Origin of the sequence: Nocardioides cavernaquae, from assembly GCF_003600895.1 — a bacterium.
GTDB classification, from domain to species: Bacteria; Actinomycetota; Actinomycetes; order Propionibacteriales; family Nocardioidaceae; genus Nocardioides; species Nocardioides cavernaquae.
In genome coordinates, this window is sequence record NZ_QYRP01000002.1 from 478,260 (window position 1) to 497,280 (window position 19,021).

At 70.7% G+C, this 19,021-nt stretch carries 23 protein-coding genes; 10 read left to right on the top strand and 13 right to left on the bottom strand.

Annotated elements, in window-relative coordinates:
• The gene (locus D4739_RS02455) at positions 1-306 is read right to left on the bottom strand and encodes a hypothetical protein (protein WP_238473481.1); all 306 of its coding nucleotides are present in this window, start codon (positions 304-306) and stop codon (positions 1-3) included.
• Entirely contained in the window at positions 303-704 is a 402-nt protein-coding gene (locus D4739_RS02460; protein WP_120061687.1) for a (deoxy)nucleoside triphosphate pyrophosphohydrolase, read from the bottom strand. Before D4739_RS02460 ends, D4739_RS02455 begins: the two co-directional genes overlap by 4 nt.
• Before the next feature lie 18 nt (positions 705-722).
• Here D4739_RS02460 and D4739_RS02465 point away from each other — a divergent pair, with 18 nt between their 5' ends.
• Positions 723-1,820, top strand: a complete 1,098-nt coding sequence (locus D4739_RS02465) for a hypothetical protein (protein ID WP_182920276.1) — start codon at positions 723-725, stop codon at positions 1,818-1,820.
• Between the two features lie 27 nt (positions 1,821-1,847).
• On the opposite strand, the gene D4739_RS16750 is transcribed toward D4739_RS02465, so the two are convergent.
• Positions 1,848-2,057: a hypothetical protein gene (locus tag D4739_RS16750; RefSeq protein WP_182920500.1), complete on the bottom strand. Its 210-nt coding sequence runs from the start codon at positions 2,055-2,057 to the stop codon at positions 1,848-1,850.
• 100 nt (positions 2,058-2,157) lie between these two features.
• Between D4739_RS16750 and D4739_RS02470 the strand changes: the two genes are divergently transcribed.
• Positions 2,158-2,595, top strand: coding sequence for an acyl-CoA thioesterase (locus D4739_RS02470; protein WP_238473482.1), 438 nt, complete (start codon positions 2,158-2,160; stop codon positions 2,593-2,595).
• A 69-nt stretch (positions 2,596-2,664) separates the two neighbouring features.
• On the opposite strand, the gene D4739_RS02475 is transcribed toward D4739_RS02470, so the two are convergent.
• Positions 2,665-3,771 carry an alcohol dehydrogenase catalytic domain-containing protein gene (locus D4739_RS02475; protein WP_120059103.1) on the bottom strand — a complete coding sequence of 369 codons (1,107 nt, stop codon included), beginning with the start codon at positions 3,769-3,771 and terminating at the stop codon, positions 2,665-2,667.
• A gap of 56 nt (positions 3,772-3,827) precedes the next feature.
• Between D4739_RS02475 and D4739_RS02480 the strand changes: the two genes are divergently transcribed.
• Positions 3,828-4,034 carry a hypothetical protein gene (locus D4739_RS02480; protein WP_120059104.1) on the top strand — a complete coding sequence of 69 codons (207 nt, stop codon included), beginning with the start codon at positions 3,828-3,830 and terminating at the stop codon, positions 4,032-4,034.
• Here D4739_RS02480 and D4739_RS02485 read toward each other — a convergent pair.
• The 4 genes from D4739_RS02485 to D4739_RS02495 all read right to left on the bottom strand — a co-directional run bounded on the left by D4739_RS02485 (position 4,031) and on the right by D4739_RS02495 (position 6,051).
• The gene (locus D4739_RS02485) at positions 4,031-4,306 is read right to left on the bottom strand and encodes a hypothetical protein (protein WP_147384764.1); all 276 of its coding nucleotides are present in this window, start codon (positions 4,304-4,306) and stop codon (positions 4,031-4,033) included. The genes D4739_RS02480 and D4739_RS02485 overlap by 4 nt on opposite strands.
• A 51-nt stretch (positions 4,307-4,357) precedes the next feature.
• Entirely contained in the window at positions 4,358-4,834 is a 477-nt protein-coding gene (locus D4739_RS02490) for a methyltransferase family protein (RefSeq protein WP_120059106.1), read from the bottom strand.
• Positions 4,835-4,918: 84 nt separating this feature from the next.
• Positions 4,919-5,074: a hypothetical protein gene (locus tag D4739_RS16755; protein ID WP_182920277.1), complete on the bottom strand. Its 156-nt coding sequence runs from the start codon at positions 5,072-5,074 to the stop codon at positions 4,919-4,921.
• 209 nt (positions 5,075-5,283) lie between these two features.
• A complete protein-coding gene (locus tag D4739_RS02495) occupies positions 5,284-6,051 on the bottom strand; it encodes a cupin domain-containing protein (protein ID WP_120059107.1) in 768 nt (255 codons plus the stop codon).
• A 122-nt stretch (positions 6,052-6,173) separates the two neighbouring features.
• On the opposite strand from D4739_RS02495, the gene D4739_RS17005 reads away from it, so the two are divergent.
• The 3 genes from D4739_RS17005 to D4739_RS02510 are packed head-to-tail and all read left to right on the top strand — an operon-like array spanning position 6,174 to position 9,695.
• Positions 6,174-7,097 (top strand): FHA domain-containing protein, encoded by a 924-nt coding sequence (locus D4739_RS17005; RefSeq protein ID WP_220699212.1) that lies wholly within the window; start codon positions 6,174-6,176, stop codon positions 7,095-7,097.
• Positions 7,094-7,834, top strand: coding sequence for a PP2C family protein-serine/threonine phosphatase (locus tag D4739_RS02505; protein ID WP_120059108.1), 741 nt, complete (start codon positions 7,094-7,096; stop codon positions 7,832-7,834). The genes D4739_RS17005 and D4739_RS02505 overlap by 4 nt, the downstream gene beginning before the upstream one ends.
• Positions 7,827-9,695 carry a serine/threonine-protein kinase gene (locus tag D4739_RS02510; RefSeq protein WP_120059109.1) on the top strand — a complete coding sequence of 623 codons (1,869 nt, stop codon included), beginning with the start codon at positions 7,827-7,829 and terminating at the stop codon, positions 9,693-9,695. Before D4739_RS02505 ends, D4739_RS02510 begins: the two co-directional genes overlap by 8 nt.
• 214 nt (positions 9,696-9,909) lie before the next feature.
• On the opposite strand, the gene D4739_RS16670 is transcribed toward D4739_RS02510, so the two are convergent.
• From D4739_RS16670 to ychF, 3 genes are all read right to left on the bottom strand, one after another.
• Positions 9,910-10,239: a hypothetical protein gene (locus D4739_RS16670; RefSeq protein ID WP_147384765.1), complete on the bottom strand. Its 330-nt coding sequence runs from the start codon at positions 10,237-10,239 to the stop codon at positions 9,910-9,912.
• A gap of 88 nt (positions 10,240-10,327) precedes the next feature.
• Positions 10,328-12,235 carry an IS481 family transposase gene (locus tag D4739_RS02515; protein ID WP_338016254.1) on the bottom strand — a complete coding sequence of 636 codons (1,908 nt, stop codon included), beginning with the start codon at positions 12,233-12,235 and terminating at the stop codon, positions 10,328-10,330.
• Positions 12,236-12,610: 375 nt separating this feature from the next.
• Positions 12,611-13,684, bottom strand: coding sequence for a redox-regulated ATPase YchF (gene ychF, locus D4739_RS02520; RefSeq protein WP_120059111.1), 1,074 nt, complete (start codon positions 13,682-13,684; stop codon positions 12,611-12,613).
• A gap of 71 nt (positions 13,685-13,755) precedes the next feature.
• Here ychF and D4739_RS02525 point away from each other — a divergent pair, with 71 nt between their 5' ends.
• Entirely contained in the window at positions 13,756-14,169 is a 414-nt protein-coding gene (locus D4739_RS02525; RefSeq protein ID WP_182920278.1) for a YybH family protein, read from the top strand.
• A 74-nt stretch (positions 14,170-14,243) separates the two neighbouring features.
• On the top strand, positions 14,244-14,867 hold the full coding sequence (locus tag D4739_RS02530) for a hemerythrin domain-containing protein (RefSeq protein WP_120059113.1): 624 nt from the start codon (positions 14,244-14,246) through the stop codon (positions 14,865-14,867).
• Positions 14,868-14,982: 115 nt separating this feature from the next.
• On the opposite strand, the gene D4739_RS02535 is transcribed toward D4739_RS02530, so the two are convergent.
• Positions 14,983-16,086 carry an oxygenase MpaB family protein gene (locus D4739_RS02535; RefSeq protein ID WP_238473483.1) on the bottom strand — a complete coding sequence of 368 codons (1,104 nt, stop codon included), beginning with the start codon at positions 16,084-16,086 and terminating at the stop codon, positions 14,983-14,985.
• 183 nt (positions 16,087-16,269) lie between these two features.
• Between D4739_RS02535 and D4739_RS02540 the strand changes: the two genes are divergently transcribed.
• Positions 16,270-16,896: a TetR/AcrR family transcriptional regulator gene (locus D4739_RS02540; RefSeq protein WP_238473484.1), complete on the top strand. Its 627-nt coding sequence runs from the start codon at positions 16,270-16,272 to the stop codon at positions 16,894-16,896.
• A gap of 18 nt (positions 16,897-16,914) precedes the next feature.
• Entirely contained in the window at positions 16,915-18,069 is a 1,155-nt protein-coding gene (locus D4739_RS02545) for a zinc-binding dehydrogenase (RefSeq protein ID WP_238473485.1), read from the top strand.
• Positions 18,070-18,082: 13 nt separating this feature from the next.
• Here the strand turns inward: D4739_RS02545 and D4739_RS02550 are convergent, their stop codons facing one another.
• On the bottom strand, positions 18,083-19,012 hold the full coding sequence (locus tag D4739_RS02550) for an alpha/beta fold hydrolase (RefSeq protein ID WP_238473486.1): 930 nt from the start codon (positions 19,010-19,012) through the stop codon (positions 18,083-18,085).
• Between the last annotated feature and the right edge of the window lie 9 nt (positions 19,013-19,021).

Below are 19,021 nucleotides of genomic sequence, written 5' to 3' on the forward strand. Positions count from 1 at the left end.
CTACTGCGGGTCCTGCGCGTCCGGTCGCTTGATCCGGATCGGCGCCTCCGGGAGCCTGAGCGGCGGCAGGACCAGGGGCGGTCCCGCTGACGCCTCCGGCTCCTCCATGTCGAGCCAGCCGTCGTGCGCGTCGACGAGCATCTCCAGGGCGAACTCCGGAGCATCGGTGCGGACCGACCAGGGGTGGTCCTCGTCGTCGTCCTCGCCAGCCAGCCGGTCGCGATCGAGCTCGGCCGTGAACCCGTCGGACAACAGCCGTGCGACCACTGCGCGTGCGTCGTCCTCGTCGAAGAAGATGCCTCTCACGCCTCTGATCCTCCCAGCAGTCCGGCGAGCTCGCGGAGGAAGGGCCGGTCGGGGTCGAGCCAGTCCACCTCGTCGAGCTCGTCGGCGGCCAGCCAGCGGATCGCGTCGTGCTCGTGCGGCCGCGGGGTGCCCCCGGCCAGACGGGCCGTCGCGACCCGGAGCACGTGGCTTTCGCCGATCGGAGCCTCCGCCTCCAGCCAGCCGATCACCTCGATGACGCAGCCGAGCTCCTCGTAGATCTCCCGCTCGAGCGCGGCCTCCGGCGTCTCCCCCGGCTCCACCTTGCCGCCGGGAAACTCCCACCGGCCGGCCGCCTCGACCGGGCGTGTACGCCGCGCCGCGAGCACGCGCCCGTCCTTCAGGACCGCCGCGCCGACGACCAGCTTCCGGTTCTGCATGGCGCTACGGTGCCATGCATGGCAGAGGACAGGGCAGACGAGGTGGTGCACGGCGTACACCTCAGGCGCACCGACGAGCGCGGCGAGGAGGTCGCCGCGCTGGCGGACTTCTGCGGGGGCGCGGTCGGCGTCGAGGGCGTGCTCGACGACCTCGACCGCAGGCTGCACCGGGCCGTGCCGACGGGTTTCCGCGTGTGGCGTTCCTGGGCGTGGGACCGCCACGACGCCTTCACGAAGCGGTGGTGGCCGCAGGGCATCAGCACGTCCGCGGACGCGACCGGATCGAGGACCGGGGTCATTGCCGGCCACGAGGTCGTCACGGTCAGCTGGTACTCCAAGACCGTTGCCGGGTTCGGCAAGGGCACCCGGATCTCGTTCGTCGACGCCAACCTGCGCCGTTACCGGCACGTCCTGCTGGTGGTCCCGAAGGTCGTCGACGGAGTCGTGACCGTCGAGGCGCTGCACGCCCACGCGGGCGGCATCGTCTGGGTCGGTCCCTACCTCTACGTCGCCGGCACCCGCAAGGGGATCTACGTCTTCCGGCTCGACGACCTGGTGCGGATCCCGGATGCGGCGTTCGTGGAGGACCACGCGCGCGTCGGGCGCGACGGGGATCAGCTCGCGACCCACGGCTACCAGTACGTCCTGCCCCTGCGCTTCGCCTACCGGGCCGCCGCCGACGAAGGACACGACCCGCTGCGCTACTCGTTCCTGTCGCTCGACCGCACGGGCGCCGACGGGCCCGCGCTCGTCGCGGGTGAGTACGGCCGACGCACGATGAGCACCCAGCTCGCACGGTTCGGCCTCGATCCGGTCACCTGGCTCCTGCGCTCCGCCGAAGACGGGCTGAGCCGGCCGCTGCTGCTCGACCGCGAAGGACAACGCGGCATGCAGGGCGCCTGCGTCGTGCACGACACCTGGTACGTCACCGCAAGCCACGGCCCCTGGGGCCTCGGCACCCTGTACGTCGGTCGGCCCGGCGCGTTCCGCGCGCTGCGGCGGGTGCTGCCGATGGGGCCGGAGGACATCACCTACGTCCCGCAGACCGACTCGCTCTGGTCGGTCTCCGAGTACCCCGGGCGGCGGTGGATCTACAAGCTGCGACGGCCGCGCTAGCTCGCGCAGGCAATCGCGTTCAGGCACTCAGCCGCGCGTGATCCGCTGCAGCAGTCGCGCGAACAGGCCGGGCTTGCGCTGCGCCCCGTCCGGGGCCGGAGGCGTGACGAAGAGCGGCGGATCCCCGATGACGATGCCGTCGGTGCCGTTGGCCTTCACGGGTGCCTCGATGCCGCCCTCGCGCGTCACCTTGATCTTCTGGAGCTGCGTCCAGAGGGGGTTCTCGAATCCAGCCATACCCGCGACGGTACGCCGGGCGGCAAGGACGATCTCGATCCTGAACGCTCGCCGGTGTTCACCGGGGCTTGAGGTCGCGACACGCACTAGCATCCGACGCGTGACTGAGAACCCTGCCGATCTCCGCCTGAGCGACTTCCCGGTGCAGCGCACGCTGCCACTGCGGTGGGGCGACATCGACATGTACGGCCACGTCAACAACACCGTGCACTACGCGCTGATCGACACCGCCGTGAACGGCTGGATCACCGAGGCGACGGGCACCCATCCGCGCGACCTTCCTGCGACGGGTCTGGTGGTCGAGACCGGTTGCCGCTACCTCGCCGAGATCGGCCCGGCCGACGTGCCGGTGCTGGGCATCAGGCTGGAGAAGGCCGGGACCAGCAGCATCCGCTACGAGATCGGGATCTTCACCGGCGAGGGCGGGCCAGCTGCGCTGGCGCGCTTCGTCCACGTCTACGTGGATCCGACGACACGGCGCCCGGTGCCGATCCCGGACCTGGTGCGCGAGGCACTCGTGCGCGAGCTGGGCGCCTGAGCCCCACCCCGCGGCAGCGCCCGTCCGCCGGTCCGCAGGCCCGCCGAGGACTGCGCCGGTCAGGTCCGGTCAGCGCAGGTCGATCAGCTGCCGCAGCACCTGGCCACCGGCGAGGGCGTCCATCGCGGCGTTGATCTCCTCGAGCGACACGGTCGCCGACACCAACCGCTCCACGGGAAGCCGTCCCGCGCGCCACATCTCGGCGAAGAGCGGAATGTCGCGCTCGGGGACCGCCGAGCCGAGGTAGCTGCCGATGATCGTGCGCCCGCCGCCGACCAGCGCGAGAGGCGAGATGCTCGCGCGCGCATCCGGAGCCGGGAGACCGACCGTGACCGTCGTACCTCCGAGGTCGGTCATCTCGACCGCCGTCTCGAAGGCGCGAGCGTGGCCCGCCGCCTCGATGACCACGTCGGCCGTGATGCCCTGCTCGCGCACCTGCTCCGGCGTGTACGCCGCGTGGGCGCCCAGGGCGCGGGCCGAGTCGAGCTTGCTGTCGATGGCGTCGACACCGATCACCTCGACGCCCTCGATCGCGAGTGCGGTCAGGACGCTGGCCATGCCGACCCCGCCGAGCCCGACCACGGCCAGCCGTTGACCCGGGCGCGGACGACCGGCGTTGAGCACCGCTCCCCCGCCGGTCAGCACGGCGCACCCGAGGAGGGCGGCAACCTCCGGCGGCACGTCATCAGCGACGGCGACGATCGAGCGGCGGTCGACGACCGCGTGGGTCGCGAACGCGGACGCTCCCAGGTGGTGGTGGATCGGCTCCCCGTCGCGGGTCAGGCGGCTGCTACCGTCGAGGAGCTCGCCCTTCTCGTTGGCGGCGCTGCCGGCGACACAGGGGCGGATGCCATCGGTCGCACAGCCCGCGCACTCACCGCAGCGCGGCAGGAACGTGAGGACCACCCGCGTGCCGGGCACCAGGTCGGTCACCGCCGATCCGCGTGCCTCGACGATGCCCGCGGCCTCGTGACCGAGCAGCATCGGGACCGGGCGCCGGCGGTTGCCGTCGAGCACGGAGAGGTCGGAGTGGCAGATGCCGGCGACCTCGATCCGGACCAGCACCTCGTGAGGTCCGGGCGCGGCGAGCTCCAGCTCGCCCACACGCAGCGGCTGGGACGCGGCGTACGGCGCGGGGTCGGCGATCCGCTCGAGGACGGCACCCGTGATCTTCATGGATCCCACCGTAGAGCTGATGGTGAACCGCGGCCCGTCGGCGTACCGTCGAGTGCATGGCCGATCCGCACTGCCCGACCTGCGGGCAACCGCTCCGCCACGGCGGTCACCTCACCGAGGCCGATGCCTCGCTGGTCACTCGCACCGGCAACGGCGGCATCACGTTCGAGACGCAGGGTCGCTGCGAGAACGAGGGGTGCCCTGACTTCGGTCGCGAGTTCGCGCCCGAGGAGTGGCTGCGCCCTGAGGAGTCCCCGGCCTAGACCTCGCGCGTGGCCCACCACTTGAGCACGCGCTCGGCGAACTCGACGACCAGGGTCTCGTCGGGGTAGGTGCCGAAGTGGTGGTGCAGCTCGTGGTCGAGGTAGGCGACCAGCTGGTCGACGTCCGCACCGTGCCCGAGTCGCGCGAGAAGCGGCTTGATCAGCCCTTCGTACTCCTCCGCGAAGGTCCCGTTGGCGGCGTAGAAACCGAGCGGGTCCCACTCGCTGAGCAGGTGGCGGACTTCGACGACGTCACTGGGTTCCCTGGTCACCGGCATGCCGCATTCAAGCATCCCGAAACCGGGGTTGGCAGTGATTCGGTCTCACGTGTCGACGGCGATCCTCCGCCAGGTTTCCGGGAGGCCGATCCAGCGCGGGACCTGATCGCAGTACGCCGCGTAGTCCTCGCCGAACAACGCGGCGAGGGCCTCCTCCTCCGGACGGATCTGGACCCGGCCGATCACTGCAACGAACGCGATCACGGGCAGCGGCGTCAGCCAGCCGCCGCGCCCCAGCGCGTGAGCCGCGAGGACTCCGGCCATGCCGACGTACATCGGGTTGCGGGAGACCGCGTTGGGGCCATCGGTCACCAGCGCCGTTGCCTTCGACGGGTCGAACGGCTCGAAGGTCGTGCCGTGCCGCTTGAAGGCGGCACCGGTGGCACCGAGCAGTCCGATGCCGGCTGCGCCGAGGCCGACCGCGGCCACCTTCCGCACGAGCCCCGGCGGCTGTTCAGGCGCGAGAGCGCGCTGGACGAATCCAGCACCGAGGGCGATCAACGGCGGCGGGACGACAGGCATGCAACCAGCCTAGGACGCCTGCGGTGGCCGTCGATTCAGACGTTGAAGCGGAACGAAAACCGGGGGGGGTTGGGGTGTTGACGGTCACCGTTCGCTAGGGCCGGAGAAGGCGGTCTGACCTGTGGAAACGTGTCGGTCGGAGATGTCGGCCTCGACCTTCAGCTCATCCCACAGGTGCTCGGGCACCCGCTCGCGTGCCCACAGCCTGATGCGGTGGAGATCAGTCTCGGGAAGTGCCATCACGGAAGCATCTCCGACAGTTGCCCGCCGGGCCAAGGGGCTGAAGCGCTAGGGGAAAGCGGCCCCAGTCCTTGAAGCTGCCGTCCCACAAGCGGGTCGTCTTCCGGTGGTGGAATCTCCTCTTTGCCTCACATTGGGCGCCGCGATTTCGATGATCTGGGAGTGGGCCTCGACCTCACCCAGACGCGTACGGACGGGCGCGATTGCACCTAGCCGAGCAGCAGCAGCCGACGGCCGGCCGCCGGGAGGTTGCGGTCCGCCCGCCGGGCGAGCTCGGCGCGCACCTGGCCGATCTCCGCGTCCGACAGCACGCCGCTGTTGCGGAAGGCCTCGGCCAGCAGGGGCACCTTGTCGACACCGGGCCGCCCCCGTACGCCGAGCTCGAGCAGCGCGGCGTCGAGCCGGTTGGTGAGCGCGCCCCCCGGCGCGAACTGGTGATCGAACCAGGCGTCGACCATCAGCTGCAGCGACTGCCGCGGCCGCAGCGTGCCCGACCGGGCCGCGCTGTCAGCCAGCGCCGCGAGCACCGCGATCAGCTGCCACTCCGTCTTCTCGGTGGGCCTCAGGACGTCGCGGATCCGCCATGAGCCGATGGTCAGCGCGCCCGGTGACCTGGTCGCCGACACGTGCGGGCGGGCCAGGTCGACGGTGGCGACCAGCGCGATCCGCCGTCCGGCGCGCAGCGTCAGCTCCCAGGTGCCGTGGGCGACGGCCAGCGTCTCGCCGGCCCTGAGCGTGGCCGCGGGGCTGCCGTCGTCGCGGCTGACGGTGAGCGAGCCGAAGCTCTGGTGGCAGTGGAAGGTCACCTGCTGGCCGCCGACCTCGATGACGACCGCGGTCCGGGACACGTCGTCCCTGTCGAGCACGAGCGTCGACGAGCCGCTGCGCCCGATCGCCACCCGCCGGCCCGACGTGAGGTCGAGCGCGCCGTCCTGGTCCGCGTCGGACCGGTAGAGGAAGCAGCCGTCGACCACCATCCGACCTCCTCGTCGCCTCCGGCACCAGGCCTGGAAGAAGTGCTTCTTCGCTGCATTGTCGGGGCATCGACGGCCGTGGGCTACTGAGAGCATTCACCCGCGAGACGACCAGGAGGTTTGCGATGATCGGCCAGACGGCGCAGGAGATGGTGGGGGTACTCGTGGTCGGACTCATGCTGGGCGGCGGTGTCGCGCTCTGGCAGCTCGCGCAGTCGCACAACGACGGGTCCGTCCGAGGGCTGGTGCGCGAGGGAGCCGCGCGGCTGCTGCCGCTGCCGGTGGTGGTGCCGGGCGGACTGCGGCGACGCTTCCTCCGCGCGCTGACCTCCCGGTTCGTGGTGATGCCGAGCGGTGCGCGCGAGGCCTTCCCCCACCTCGAGGTGCGGGTCGCACCCGAGGACCTGATCCGCCTGGTGCCGGACGGCGATCGCGAGCGGCTGGCCGCCGACGCTGCGCTGTCCTACGTACGCCACGCCCGGCGCCAGCAGTGGGCGGTGCCAGCGGCCGGCATATGGGTCCGGGTGGTCCCGGACCAGGCGCTGCGGCCCGGCTGGGTGCCGGGCGCGCGCCCGGTCCGGCACCGTTCCGGGGACGGGTGGCAACGGGCGGCCGCCGACGGCGGCAAGGTACGCCGGGGCGCCGCGCCGGTCCGTCGTACCGAACGGATGGACGGGCGTCCCGAGGAGCTGCTGACCGTGCCGATGGGCGCGGGCGCGCTGATCCTCGAGGGCGACTTCTCAGGCGGCCAGGCGGTGCTGCGCGATGCCACGGTGCTCGGCCGCGGCGGGGAGTGCCAGCTGCGCTGCCGGGCCGACAGCGTCTCCCGGCGGCACGCCTCCGTCTACCCGCAGGACGGCGCCTGGTGGGTCCGCGACCTCGGAAGCACCAACGGCACCCGGCTGAACGGGCGCCACATCGCGGGCGGCGGGCCGGTCCGGCTGTCCCCGGGCAACCGGCTCGCGCTTGGGAGCGGCGTGGTGCTCAGCGTCACCCGGATCGCGCGCGACGGCGACCAGGAGACCCAGCCGATGGACGGCCCGCGATGAGCACGCCGTACGACGAGACCGCCGAGCCGGTGTCCCCCGTGCCTCCGGTATGGGAGGTGGCCGGCGGCTCGGTGCGCAACCAGCGCGGCCACGACAACCAGGACCGGTGGCGCGCCGGTACCACCGCCGACGGCTTCTGGATCGCGGTCGCCGACGGCATCAGCGGCGGCCCCGACGGCGCCCGCGCCGCGCAGACCGCGGTCGGCGTCACCGGCCGGGTGCTCGGCGACGCCCGGCTGCTCGAGGCCGACCTGCACCGGGCCTTCGACACCGTGCACGCCGCCCTCTGGCCCTGGTACGACGGCACGCCGGCTGGCGGCACCACGCTGACCGTCGTCGCGTTCACGCCGGGCGGCCTGCGGATCGCGTGGGTCGGCGACTCCCCGGCGTACGTCGACTTCGGCGCGGGCCTGCACCGGGCCACCGATCAGCGCGGCCCCGGCGCGCTGCGCCACTGGCTCGGCGCCCGCGACCAGCCGGAGACCCGGATCCTCGGCTGGGAGCCGGAGGACGTGCCGGTCCGGGTCCTCGCCGTCTCCGACGGCGTCGCCGAGGCGACCCTGCTCGCTCCCTCCGCCGCGGGCACGAGCGCCGCCCAGTTGGTCGAGAGCGCGCTCGCCGTCCCCTCGCACGGCGGCGACGACGCGACCCTCGTGGTGGCGCGCCGGGCGCCGGCGTACCCGCCCGTCGAGCCGTCCCCGTCCCGCTGGCGTCCCGGGCGGCAGCGCCATGGCTAGGGGATCCGACCTCAAGGCCTGGCTGGACCAGCAGGCGGCGGCCGGTCGCGTGCTGAGCGGCCGGCGGGTCCGGCTCGCCGGCGACGGCTTCCAGGTGACCGGCGAGCCGGTGACGGTGAGTATCGAGGGGCGGACCAGCGTCGGCGGCCAGGCCGCGGTCATCGCCGGCCGGCTCGACGGGTACGGCGCGCCCGCGCGCCGCGTCGCGATCCGCGTCGAGCTCGACCACCCCGACGCGCACGGCCGCTACCGCCGCCGCTCGATGCTCCGGGTCGCCGAGGCGACCGGCCAGGACCCGGTCATCACCCGCGGCATGGTCAACGTCTACGTCACCTTCCAAGTGCGCGCCGTCCAGCACGAGATCTACGGCAACGGCAGCGACCGCCCCGTGGACCTGATAGTCGACGTCATGGAGTGGGGCCGGCCCCTGGCCGACGTCCTCGCGGAGAAGCCGCCGCGCGCCCCCGAGTCCGCGGTCAACTGGATGCTCCCCCTGCTGCGCGCCTTCGACCGGGTGCACCGCCAGCACAGGCTGATCCACCGCGACATCGACCCCGGCAACATGCTGGTCGACGAGCGCGGACTGCTGAAGGCGACCGACTGGGGCATCGCGTCCGAGGTCGACGGCACGTCGGTGGTGACCGACCCGTGGGGCAAGGCCGGCCGCGTCTACATGGCCCCGGAGACCCGGGACCGCGAGAACGTCGGCCCGTTCACCGACGCCTGGGCCCTCGGCTGCCTGCTCTGCCTGGTCGCCGCCGGCGAGGAACCCAGCCTGGACCCGACCAGCCGGCGGGTGCGCTTCCCCTCGAAGGTCGCCCGGCTGCCCGAGCCGGTGCGCGACGTGATCCAGGGCCTGGTCGTCCCCGACCGGCACCAGCGGATGACCCTGGAGACGGCGATCGCCACGCTCACCACCTGGCGCGACCGCGAGCAGGACCGGCGCCGCGCCGTGGAGCAGCGACGCGCGGACGAGAAGCGGCGCGAGGAGCAGCGGAAGCGGAAGCAGCAGCAGGGCGGGAGCGGGACCCGCCGCCCCACCCCCAACCGCCCCACCCCGAAGCAGAGCCCCCCAGGAAGGTGGGACACTATGATCAACCGGATCAGTCTCGGTACGGCGATCGTGCTCGGTGCCGCCGCGATCGGCGCCGCTGTCCTCGTGGGCCAAGACGTCGTTGACCTCACCGCGGGGCCCGAGGCGCCGCCGCGGGTTCAGAAGCTGCTCGGCACGTCAGCGGCGAAGGGCACCGGGGGCACCGGGGGCGACGACGACGCAGTCACGGACGAAGAGGCCGCCTCGCTGCTCGCGGACCTCACCCCGCGCGAGACCACGGACATCACGTCCGAGGTCACCGCCTCCACCGTCCGGATGCGCTGGATCGGCACGCAGCTGGTCGCCTCCGTCCGCGTCTCCGCGATCGGGAAGCTGCCCGCCGACGACCGGATCGGCTGGTCCTGCGACTCCACGGCGATCGGCAAGAAGGAGCTGATGCCGCCCGGCATCTACCTGGTCGTCAAGGGTCCCTACGCCAAGGTCCTCGACGACGCTGACCAGGGCGTGGCGTGGTCGTTCGGCAGCGACAACTACGTGGACGGCAAGTGGCTGCTCCGCCCGGTCGCCTGCGCGGTCTGGAAGGGCGACCGCCGCCGCACCCTCCTCTCCCCGCGCAAGCGCTGGCTGGACGTCGACCAAAAGGGCTGGAAGGCGAGCAGCTCCTCGCCACCGTTCAAGCTACGGTACGTGCTGCCCGCCGGCGGGCTCGTGCCCGGCGACCTCGCGCCGTACCCGCGGCCGATCGTCGGCCTGCTGGTGGTCACCACGGACCGCAAGGTGATCCGCCAGACCTTCCCCCAGCGCTGACCTCCGGTGCCGCGGCGCCGGGGTGCTCGTGCCCGGCGTGCTCGGGCCCGGCGCCCGTGCGGATCCGGCGGCGCGGCTGGTGAGAGGAGGGGCATGGTTCCTAGGCACGCGGAGCGTGCCTAGGACCGGACGACCGGAGCGCGGCTGGCCGCCTGGCTCGACGGCTTGGCCGACCTAGACATCCAACGGTTGCTCCCATGTGCCCGGCGGCAGGTCAACGAAGGGCCAGGACACGAACAGAACACCGGCCAGCGAGATCAACACCTCCCGGGGGCTCGTCCTCGCAACATTCGTCCCGGGCCACCAGCGCCAACGGCGGTCCCTGCCGGCCGACCTCGGACCGGTAGACCGTCAGGCGGTCAGCCGCCACGCTCGCGGGCGGCCGCGCCTTGATCGGGTTGTCACGTGCTGCGATCAGGTCGGCCCGAATGGCGCGCGCGTCGGCCGTGTCGGGAACGCTGCGCAACTGCAGGCAGGCTGCCAGGTATACATGCTTGAGCAGCGCCAGCCGCCACCGTCGGGGGTCGGGGGTCGGTACTGCCAAGGGCGCCGTCCGTAGTACTCAGAGTATCCAGTGTCTTGGCTCAGTACGTCCTTGACGGAGTTGTGTCAGGACCTGCTTGACGCTCTGCCTAGGAAATTGAGGTAGCTGCGGTCCGTGGCCGCATGGTCCTGATGTTACGGACGGCCTGGTCCGTGGTCCGCCGGACGACCTTGGTGTCGCCGTCGGGCAGATCGATGGCCAGCGTTGACTCGGACACGTGCACGGTGACCACGGCGTGCTTGAACTGCCTGCCCAACGCGACCCGCTGACCGGCCACCATGATGCCGCCGGAGTTGTCCGAGCGACGTTCCACGGTGATCGGCTCGGTCGACGGCCGCGGCCTTTCGCCGACGGGCTTGCGGCGCTGCAACGTCCACTGCTCGCCGGGCTCGAGCGGGTTCGGACGGGTGCGCAGCAGCTCGCGGGTCTCGGGGTCGAAGAACAGCAACGGGGCGTCGTCCTCGATCCAGATCCCGACCTTGCGCCCACCCAGCATCCACGCCGCCAGGATCACCCGTCTGCCCAGCGACACCGTGCCGCCCATCGACACGGTCCGCTCGACTTCGACGACCCCATGGCGGGGCTGCCGCTGCGACGGTGCGGGCGGGGGACCAGCTGGGGCCGCGCCCTGGGCCACGAGCCTGTCCATCTCCGCGGCGGTGAACCGCGACCGCACCGACTTGAACCGGTGTCCGCCGGTCGACAGGTGCACCCAGTCGCGATCGATCCAGAACCTGATCACTTGCCCGGCCCGCTCGGGACCCAGCCAGAACTGATGGCCCGTCAGGCTCATGTTCCCCGACGGCGGCACCGACTTCTCCAGCTCGATCGGCCCACCCGGCTCCCTACGCATCGTCGCTTTCTGCTGGGCGGTAGCGGGGACAGGATCTGAACCTGGCACCTCAGCCGGTGGTGGGGGAGCGACCTCCAACGCGGGCGGCACCCACAACTCGAGCTCGCTCGTCGGGGCTGGTGCGAACCGGTCCGCTGGCACGACCGGCACGCGGTCATCGAGTGCCTGGTGCGGCCTCTCCCGGTTGTAGTCGGCCACCCACACGTCCACCGCCGCCTGCGCCTGCGTCACCGACGTGAACGGGCCCAGCTCGCTGATCTCGGGACGGAAGGTGCCGTGGAACCGCTCGACCTTGCCGTTCTGGTTCGGCGATGCCGGCGCCGTCAGCCGGTGGGTGATGCCGTTGCGGCGGCAGAGCTTGTCGAACAGCACCTCACCACGGGACGGTCCGTGCCGACTGAACCGGTCGGTGAACTGCTTGCCGTTGTCGGTGATCACCTCCTCCGGCACCCCGTACTTCGCCAGTGCCTGGGCGAACGCCAGGCACACCGATCTGGCGGTGGCCCGCTCGACCACCGCAGCCATCACGCAGAACCTCGAGTGGTCGTCGATTCCGGTGACGATCTTCGCCTCCCGCAGCTCACCAGTGACAGTGTTGACCAGGGTGATGCCACCGACGATGTCGATGCCCCACAACTGCATCGGCCCAGGCCGCTCGAACCGGATGTAGGAATCCCGCGCCCGCTTCCGTGGGCGTTCCTTGAGCAGCTGGTGCCGCCGCAGGATCCGGTTGATCGTCGAGGTCGACGGCACCGGGCCGGTGAAGTACTCCGGTGGCTTGCGGAGCAGCTCCAGCCGAATCCGCTTCGCGCCCCACCGGGCATGCTCGCGGCGCAACTCGAGGACCGCCCGTTCCACGGCCTGCGCTGCCTGATGCGGGCACGACCGCGGCCGCGACGACCGGTCCGCCAGACCGGCGACGCCCTCAGACAGATACCTGCCCACCCACGTGTGGACCGACTGACGGGAAACCCCGACCTGGGCAGCAACCTCGGTGACCGAGGCACCTGCCAACACCGCGCGAACCGCGTCCAACCGCTGCTCGACAACCGACAACGCAATCAGTGCCAATCCCAGCCTCCCGCCCGACGACGACCACGGAACATCGTCGAGCGAAAGCCCGCCATCGCGGCAAGGTGTCAAGCAGGTACTGACACTCCGGTGTCAAGCACGTACCGGGACAGGACACTCAGAGTATCCAGATCGCCGCCTTCCCGAAGTCGCGGCTACTGCCCTACGGTCCCGATACGGCGATCGACTTTGTCATCGACGGTCGTCGGACCACCCGAAAGCTCGATCCCAACTGCAAGCCAGGCTGTCGCTCGCGGCGAGCACCCTAGGCGTCGGCACCCACGTAGTGAATGTGCGTTACACGGGCGGAATCCAGAGCCTCCCCAGCGCTCAGGAATTCACCACTACGGTGAAGAAGTGATCGATTGTCTTCGTTGACCATCGACGACTCCCAGAATCCTCTTCAGATCGCTGTCCGACTGCTGCTCCAAGCGAGAACGCGCCGACTCAGACGTTGAAGCGGAACTCAACGACGTCGCCGTCCTGCATGACGTAGTCCTTGCCCTCCATGCGGACCTTGCCGAGCTCGCGGGCCTTGACCAGCGAGCCGGTGGCCATGAGGTCATCGAAGGAGATGATCTCCGCCTTGATGAAGCCCTTCTGGAAGTCGGTGTGGATGACGCCAGCGGCCTCGGGGGCGGTGAAGCCCTTCTTGATCTCCCACGCGCGGACCTCCTTGGGCCCGGCGGTGAGGTAGGTCTGCAGGCCGAGGGTGTCGAAGCCGACGCGGGCGAGGATGTCCAGGCCCGGCTCGGTGACACCGGCGTCGGCGAGGAACTCGGCCGCTTCCTCGTCGGTGAGCTCGACCAGCTCGGACTCGAGCTTCGCGTCGAGGAAGATCGCCTCGGCCGGAGCCACGATGGCGCGCATCTTCTCCTTGAGCGCCTCGTCGCCGAGCTCGTCGGTGTCGCAGTTGAAGACGTAGATGAACGGCTTCGCGGTGAGCAGCGTCAGCTCGCGGATCAGGTCGCGGTCCACCTTCGACGCGATGATCGGCGTGCCTGCCTCGAGCTCTTCCTTGGCCTGCTTGACGGCTCCGAGAACGGCGACGGACTCCTTCTTCATCCGCGCCTCCTTCTCCAGCCGCGGGATCGCCTTCTCGACTGTCTCGAGGTCCGCGAGGATCAGCTCGGTCTGGATCGTGGAGATGTCGCTGTCCGGGTCGACCTTGCCGTCGACGTGCGTGACGTCCTCGTCGCGGAAGACGCGGGTGACCTGGCAGATCGCAGCGGCCTCGCGGATGTGCGCGAGGAACTTGTTGCCCAGACCCTCACCCTGCGACGCACCGCGGACGATGCCGGCGATGTCGACGAACTCGACCGTCGCGGGCAGGAGCTTCTGCGAGCCGTAGACCGTGGCGAGCTGCGCCAGCCGCGGATCCGGGACGCCGACGACGCCGACATTCGGCTCGATCGTCGCGAACGGGTAGTTCGCCGCGAGCACGTTGTTCTTGGTCAGGGCGTTGAAGAGCGTCGACTTGCCTGCATTCGGGAGTCCGACGATGCCGATAGTGAGAGCCACGAGGGGGAATCCTACGGCCGCACCGGCATCACCGACGAACCAGCGACCTGAGGCCGGTTAGCCTGCCGCCCGTGACCACGTCCCCGGAAGCCCGCGCTCGCGCCGTCTTCGCGACCTTCCAGACCGCCGTCGACACCTGGGTCGCCGAGGCCGTCGCGGACTGCTTCACCGACGACGTCGTGTACGTCGGCACGGCCGGTTACCTGCACGGGCGCGACGAGCTGCTCGGCTACGTCCGCGAGGTGTTCGAGCGCAACGAGGCCATGCGCTGGGAGCTGGCGCAGGTCCACGTCTTCCTCGACGCACCTCCCCTGCTCGGTTTCGCGGCGAGCGGGACGATCATCGGCACGTCCGCTGGCAGGCCACGTGAGCTCCCCTTCCGGCTCTCCCTCCTCGTCGAGCAGCAGCGCGCCACGGGTGCCACCAAGATCCGCCACTTCCACGGCTCCGTGCCGATCGACGCCTTCACGTCCACATCGAGTTGAGTGAGCAGCCCACCGCGAACTACAGCCACCTGCGCACTCGACTCGGTGGCCAGCGAGGCGGCAGGCTGGTGGCCATGGCCACCATGAGCATGAACAAGGCGATCCACGGCGCCGTACGCCGCGACCTCGCTCGCTTCCGCACCGCACTCGCGCAGTTCCCCGAAGGTGACAAGTCCCGCGGAGCCGCCCTCGGCCGCGCGTGGGCCAACTTCGACGACCAGCTCGAGCACCACCACCACGGCGAGCACGAGATCGCCTGGCCCGCGCTGCGCGAGCTCGGCGTCTCCCAGGCACTGCTGACGACGCTCGACGACGAGCACGACACGATGGCCGCCGCGCTCGCGCGGGCCCGCACGGCGATGGAGTTCCTCGCACGGACCGGCACCGGCTCCATCAGCGCGGTCAACGCGATCGCGGAGCTCGAGAGCGTCACCATCGCCCACCTGCTGCACGAGGAAGCCGAGCTCGAGCCGGTCTTCCTGGCCAACGCCGGCTCCGAGGTCCTGAAGAAGATGGGCCGCGAGTTCGGCAAGGTCTCGCCGGCTCGGGGTGGACGGTTCTTCGCGTGGGTGCTCGACGGCGCCTCACCCGACGAGCGCGCTGCCGCGGCGGGCAGCATTCCGCCGCCGGTGCTCACGATCATCGGCGGTGTCTTCGGCGCGCCGTACCGGTTGCGGATCGCGCCCGTCTGGCGCTGACCTGAAATGGCACCAGCCCCTGACCGCCGGGGGATGCGAGCAGGGGCTGGTGGATCACGGGGCGCGAGGCGCGTCGCGGCCGTAGCCACGTCGCACGCTCTGCTGTGTCGCTGGGTCAGCCGACCTGGGCGGCGTTCTTCGGGTCGAGCGCGCCGATGTGCGCCTGCGACTCCTCGAGACCGTCGTCGGACGGCTTCTCGCCCTTCACGAAGACGCGGTCGCGCTGCTTGGCGCGGATGTCCTTGTGCGCCTCGGACGGGATGTCGAAGCCGAAGTGCGCCTGGGCTTCGCGGACCTCCCAGATCTTGTCCGAGAGCGGCGGGATGCCCAGGATCGCAGGCGCCGCGACCGGCACCGCCTGCGGCGCGATGAAGTTCATGAAGGTGAGGCGGATGTTCAGGCTGCTGAACAGCAGGGAGTGGATCGCCTTGACCGGAAGGCGGACCGCCGCGTCGGTGATGCGGCTCTGGCGGATGCCAGCCATGTCGCGCATGTACTTCGGGTACGTCGAGATGACGGCCTTGGTCAGCAGGATGATCACCGGCTTGAGCGCGGCCTTCTGCCACGCCGGTGCGTCGACGGGCAGTGCGACGTCGATCGGCAGGATGAACTTGATCATGTCCTGCGCGCCCTCGGAGGCGGCCAGGCGCGGACGCCACTCCTCGAAGAACTGGAGGCAGCCCTCACGGCTGGTCGGCACCAGGTCGGGGTCGATGGTCTGCAGCTTCGCGACCTCGCGGCACTCCGCCCAGAACTGGTTCTCCTCGGCCTCGGTGAGCCGGCCGGGGCCGAACATCTCGTAGCACTTGAGTATCGAGTGCCACGCAGTCATGTGGATCCACAGCTGCGAGCCGCCGTCGTTCGCGTCGTAGGTGCCACCGGTGACCGGGTCGTGGCCGATGGCCTTGGAGTGGACCTTGACCAGGACGTCAGCGGCCTTGCAGGTCTGCTCGGCGCCGCCGAAGAGCTGCAGGCCGAAGTAGCGAAGGGTGCGGCCGTAACGCGTCGCCGGGCGGTACTTCACGCCACCGGACTGGATCACGGCTGCGGCGAGGTTGGGGTCGAAGTGCTCGATGGTCACCGCGCGCACGAAGCCGAGGACGTACGCCGTGGGGTGGCCCCACACCTTCCACGACACCGAGTCCGGGCCGAGGAAGCCGTAGTCGGCCATCGGCTCGTACTGGGCCATGAGCTGCTTGCGGGTCTTGATGCCGAGCACGCCGGCTCCTCTCGTTCGACGCGCCTACCGAAGGCGCTTCCTACAGATCCGTAGGTTCGATGAACTTTACATTGCCGAAGGAATGTCAAGGAAGTGAACCGCGACACAATGTCGCAGACAAAAATGAGAGCGCCTCGGCCGATGGCCCTCACCCCGGCCACCTGCCTGCATAGGGTTGGGCCCGTGACCCAGGACCCGGCTGCACCCAAGCGGCGCTACGCCCCGCGACTCCCGCTCGAGGAGCGCCGCGAGCACCTGCTCGACGCTGCCCTCCGGGTGATCGTGCGCGACGGTTTCGACAAGGTCTCGATCGAGGCGATCGCGAACGAGGCCAAGGTCACCCGGCCCGTCGTCTACAGCGCGTACGACGGCCTCGAGCCCCTGCTCCACGCGCTGCTCGACCGCACCCAGAAGCGCGCGCTCGGCCAGGCGATGAAGCTGCTCAACGAGTCCGGTGACGCCACCGACATCGATGCCTGGCTGATCAGCTTGACCGGCGGGATCATCGAGGTGGTGCAGGAGGACCACGACACCTGGCACGCGGTGCTCTACCTCCAGACCGCCCCGGCCGTCGTGCGCGAGCGCGTCGCCGAGACCCGCGACCTGATCCGGAAGTACATCGCCAGCGCCCTGGAGGCAGGCATCCAGCTCCGCGGCGGGCCGGACCTGGATCCCCAGATCCTCTCCCACCTGGTGCTGGTCACCGCCGAGGAGTTCGGACGGCTGATCCTCGAGGACCCGCCCCGCTACGAGAAGAAGCGCCTCGTCGCGGCCATGGCCAACATCCTCCGGGTCCTGCCCAAGAGCTGATGCCCTAACGTCGGCCGCATGACCACGATGAAGGCTGCCGTCTGCCACCAGGGTGAGTTCTCCGTGGAGGACCGTCCGGTCCCCACGCCCGGCCCGGGGCAGGTGCTGCTCCGCGTCGTACGCGCCGGCATCTGCGGATCGGACCTGCACGCCCGCCAGCACGCGGACGAGCTCGCCGCGCTCGGCACAGATCTCGGCTACGAGGCGATCATGCGGCCGGAGCAGCACATCGTGCTCGGGCATGAGTTCCTCGGCGAGCTGGTCTCCTACGGCACGAAGACTCGGCGCAAGTGGAAGCCGGGCACACGCATCGTGGCGCTGCCGATGGTCAAGCACGGCGACGAGATCCACATGACCGGCTTCGACCAGGACGCGCCCGGCGCCTTCGCCGAGTACGTCGTGGTGCAGGAGGCCTTCGCCTTCGAGGTGCCGAAGGGCGTCCCCGACGAGCTCGCCGCCTTCACCGAGCCGCTGGCCGTCGCCTGGCACGCCGTGCGCCGCGGCGAGGTCGGCCGCCGTCCCGCCATCGTGATCGGGTGCGGCCCGATCGGCCTGGCCATCATCCTCATGCTCAAGGCAGCCGGCGTGAAGACGATCGTCGCGTCCGACTTCTCCGCTGCCCGCCGCGAACTCGCCCGGCAGTGCGGAGCGACGGTGGTCGTCGACCCGCGCGAGCAGTCACCCTGGACGGCGTACAAGCAGCCTGGTCCGGTCGGCTCGATCACGGAGCTCGCCGACTTCGGCCTCACAGCCGTGGGACGCATGCGCGCGGTGCCCCTGCTGCCGTGGGGCCACCTGCTCCGCGCAGGCGACAGGCTCGGAGCGGCGCCGAGCGGGCCTGTTGTCTTCGAGTGTGTCGGCGTGCCCGGCGTGATGGACCAGATCTTCGCCGCGGCACCGGTGCGCAGCCGCATCGTCGGCGTGGGTGTGTGCATGGAGCCGGACCGCATGCGGACCGTGCTCGCGCTCAACAAGGAGATCGAGCTCCGGTTCGTGTTCGCCTACGACCCGGAGGAGTTCGCGCACGCGCTGCACCTGATCGCCTCCGGCAAGGTCGACCCGACCCCACTGCACACGGGCACGGTCGGGCTCGGCGAACTCAGCCAGGCGTTCAGCGACCTCGGTGACCCGGAGCGCCACGCGAAGATCCTGGTCGACCCGACCGCTCGTTAGGGCCCGCGCTGGTTCAGCGCGGGTAGTCGCTGTCATCCGGAGCCCCTGCGAGCTCCGGCGTCACCTGGTCCACGAACGCGCGGACCAGCGTCGCGATCGCGGCCGGACGCTGGGCGACCACCCAGTGGTTGCCACGGATCCGGTGGACGGTGAGGTTGGCGGCATAGCCCCGCGGGGCCTCGGCGGCCAGCGCAGCAGACACGTGGACGTCGTGCGACGGGGTGATCACCTGGACCGGAAGCGTCACGTGCGGCGGGCGCGGGCGAAGGAGCCGGCCCGGCATGTTGGCACGGTAGAGGGCGATGCCGTTGACGGCTTCGGCCTCGCTCCGCTCGACAGTCTCGCCGATGCGCCGCGTCGAGGGACGACCCAGGGAGGACGAGTGCTCGACCATGCGGCCGATGATCCCGCGGCGAGCGCAGAACTCGGGCAGCACCGGCGCCATGAAGAAGCCGACGTAGTAGGACTCGACGATCTGGAGGAGGCGCCGGACCGGGCCACGGTGCATCGCCCGCAGCCACATGCTGGCGTGGTCGAGCGAGGGCCCCGAGACGCTGGTGAACGAGCGGATCCGGACGCCGAGGCGGTCGTCGGGCAGCGCGTCCCAGCACTGGATCGAGCCCCAGTCGTGGGCGACCAGGTGCACCGGGGACTCCGGGCTGACGGCCGCGATGACGCAGCCGAGGTCATCGACCAGCTGGTCGATCCGGTAGCCGCTGGTCGCGCCCGGGACATCCGAGAAGCCTGCGCCGCGCACGTCGTACTGGACGACACGGAACTCGTCGGCGAGCTCGGCCGCGACTCCGTCCCACACGTGGTGGTTGTCCGGGTAGCCGTGCACGAGGACGACGACAGGCGCGTGCTCCTGCCCCGACTCATAGACCGCGAGCTGGAGACCGTCGCTGGTGGTGACGTACTGCGTGACCTCGTCCATGTGGCTCATGATGACCGA

Coding starts and splice junctions, on each gene's coding strand:
- D4739_RS02460 (WP_120061687.1), bottom strand. CDS start 704: ATGCAGAACCGGAAGCTGGTCGTCGGCGCGGCGGTCCTGAAGGACGGG.
- D4739_RS02465 (WP_182920276.1), top strand. CDS start 723: ATGGCAGAGGACAGGGCAGACGAGGTGGTGCACGGCGTACACCTCAGG.
- D4739_RS16750 (WP_182920500.1), bottom strand. CDS start 2,057: ATGGCTGGATTCGAGAACCCCCTCTGGACGCAGCTCCAGAAGATCAAG.
- D4739_RS02475 (WP_120059103.1), bottom strand. CDS start 3,771: ATGAAGATCACGGGTGCCGTCCTCGAGCGGATCGCCGACCCCGCGCCG.
- D4739_RS02480 (WP_120059104.1), top strand. CDS start 3,828: ATGGCCGATCCGCACTGCCCGACCTGCGGGCAACCGCTCCGCCACGGC.
- D4739_RS02490 (WP_120059106.1), bottom strand. CDS start 4,834: ATGCCTGTCGTCCCGCCGCCGTTGATCGCCCTCGGTGCTGGATTCGTC.
- D4739_RS16755 (WP_182920277.1), bottom strand. CDS start 5,074: ATGGCACTTCCCGAGACTGATCTCCACCGCATCAGGCTGTGGGCACGC.
- D4739_RS02495 (WP_120059107.1), bottom strand. CDS start 6,051: ATGGTGGTCGACGGCTGCTTCCTCTACCGGTCCGACGCGGACCAGGAC.
- D4739_RS17005 (WP_220699212.1), top strand. CDS start 6,174: ATGATCGGCCAGACGGCGCAGGAGATGGTGGGGGTACTCGTGGTCGGA.
- D4739_RS02505 (WP_120059108.1), top strand. CDS start 7,094: ATGAGCACGCCGTACGACGAGACCGCCGAGCCGGTGTCCCCCGTGCCT.
- D4739_RS02510 (WP_120059109.1), top strand. CDS start 7,827: ATGGCTAGGGGATCCGACCTCAAGGCCTGGCTGGACCAGCAGGCGGCG.
- D4739_RS02530 (WP_120059113.1), top strand. CDS start 14,244: ATGGCCACCATGAGCATGAACAAGGCGATCCACGGCGCCGTACGCCGC.
- D4739_RS02545 (WP_238473485.1), top strand. CDS start 16,915: ATGACCACGATGAAGGCTGCCGTCTGCCACCAGGGTGAGTTCTCCGTG.
- D4739_RS02550 (WP_238473486.1), bottom strand. CDS start 19,012: ATGAGCCACATGGACGAGGTCACGCAGTACGTCACCACCAGCGACGGT.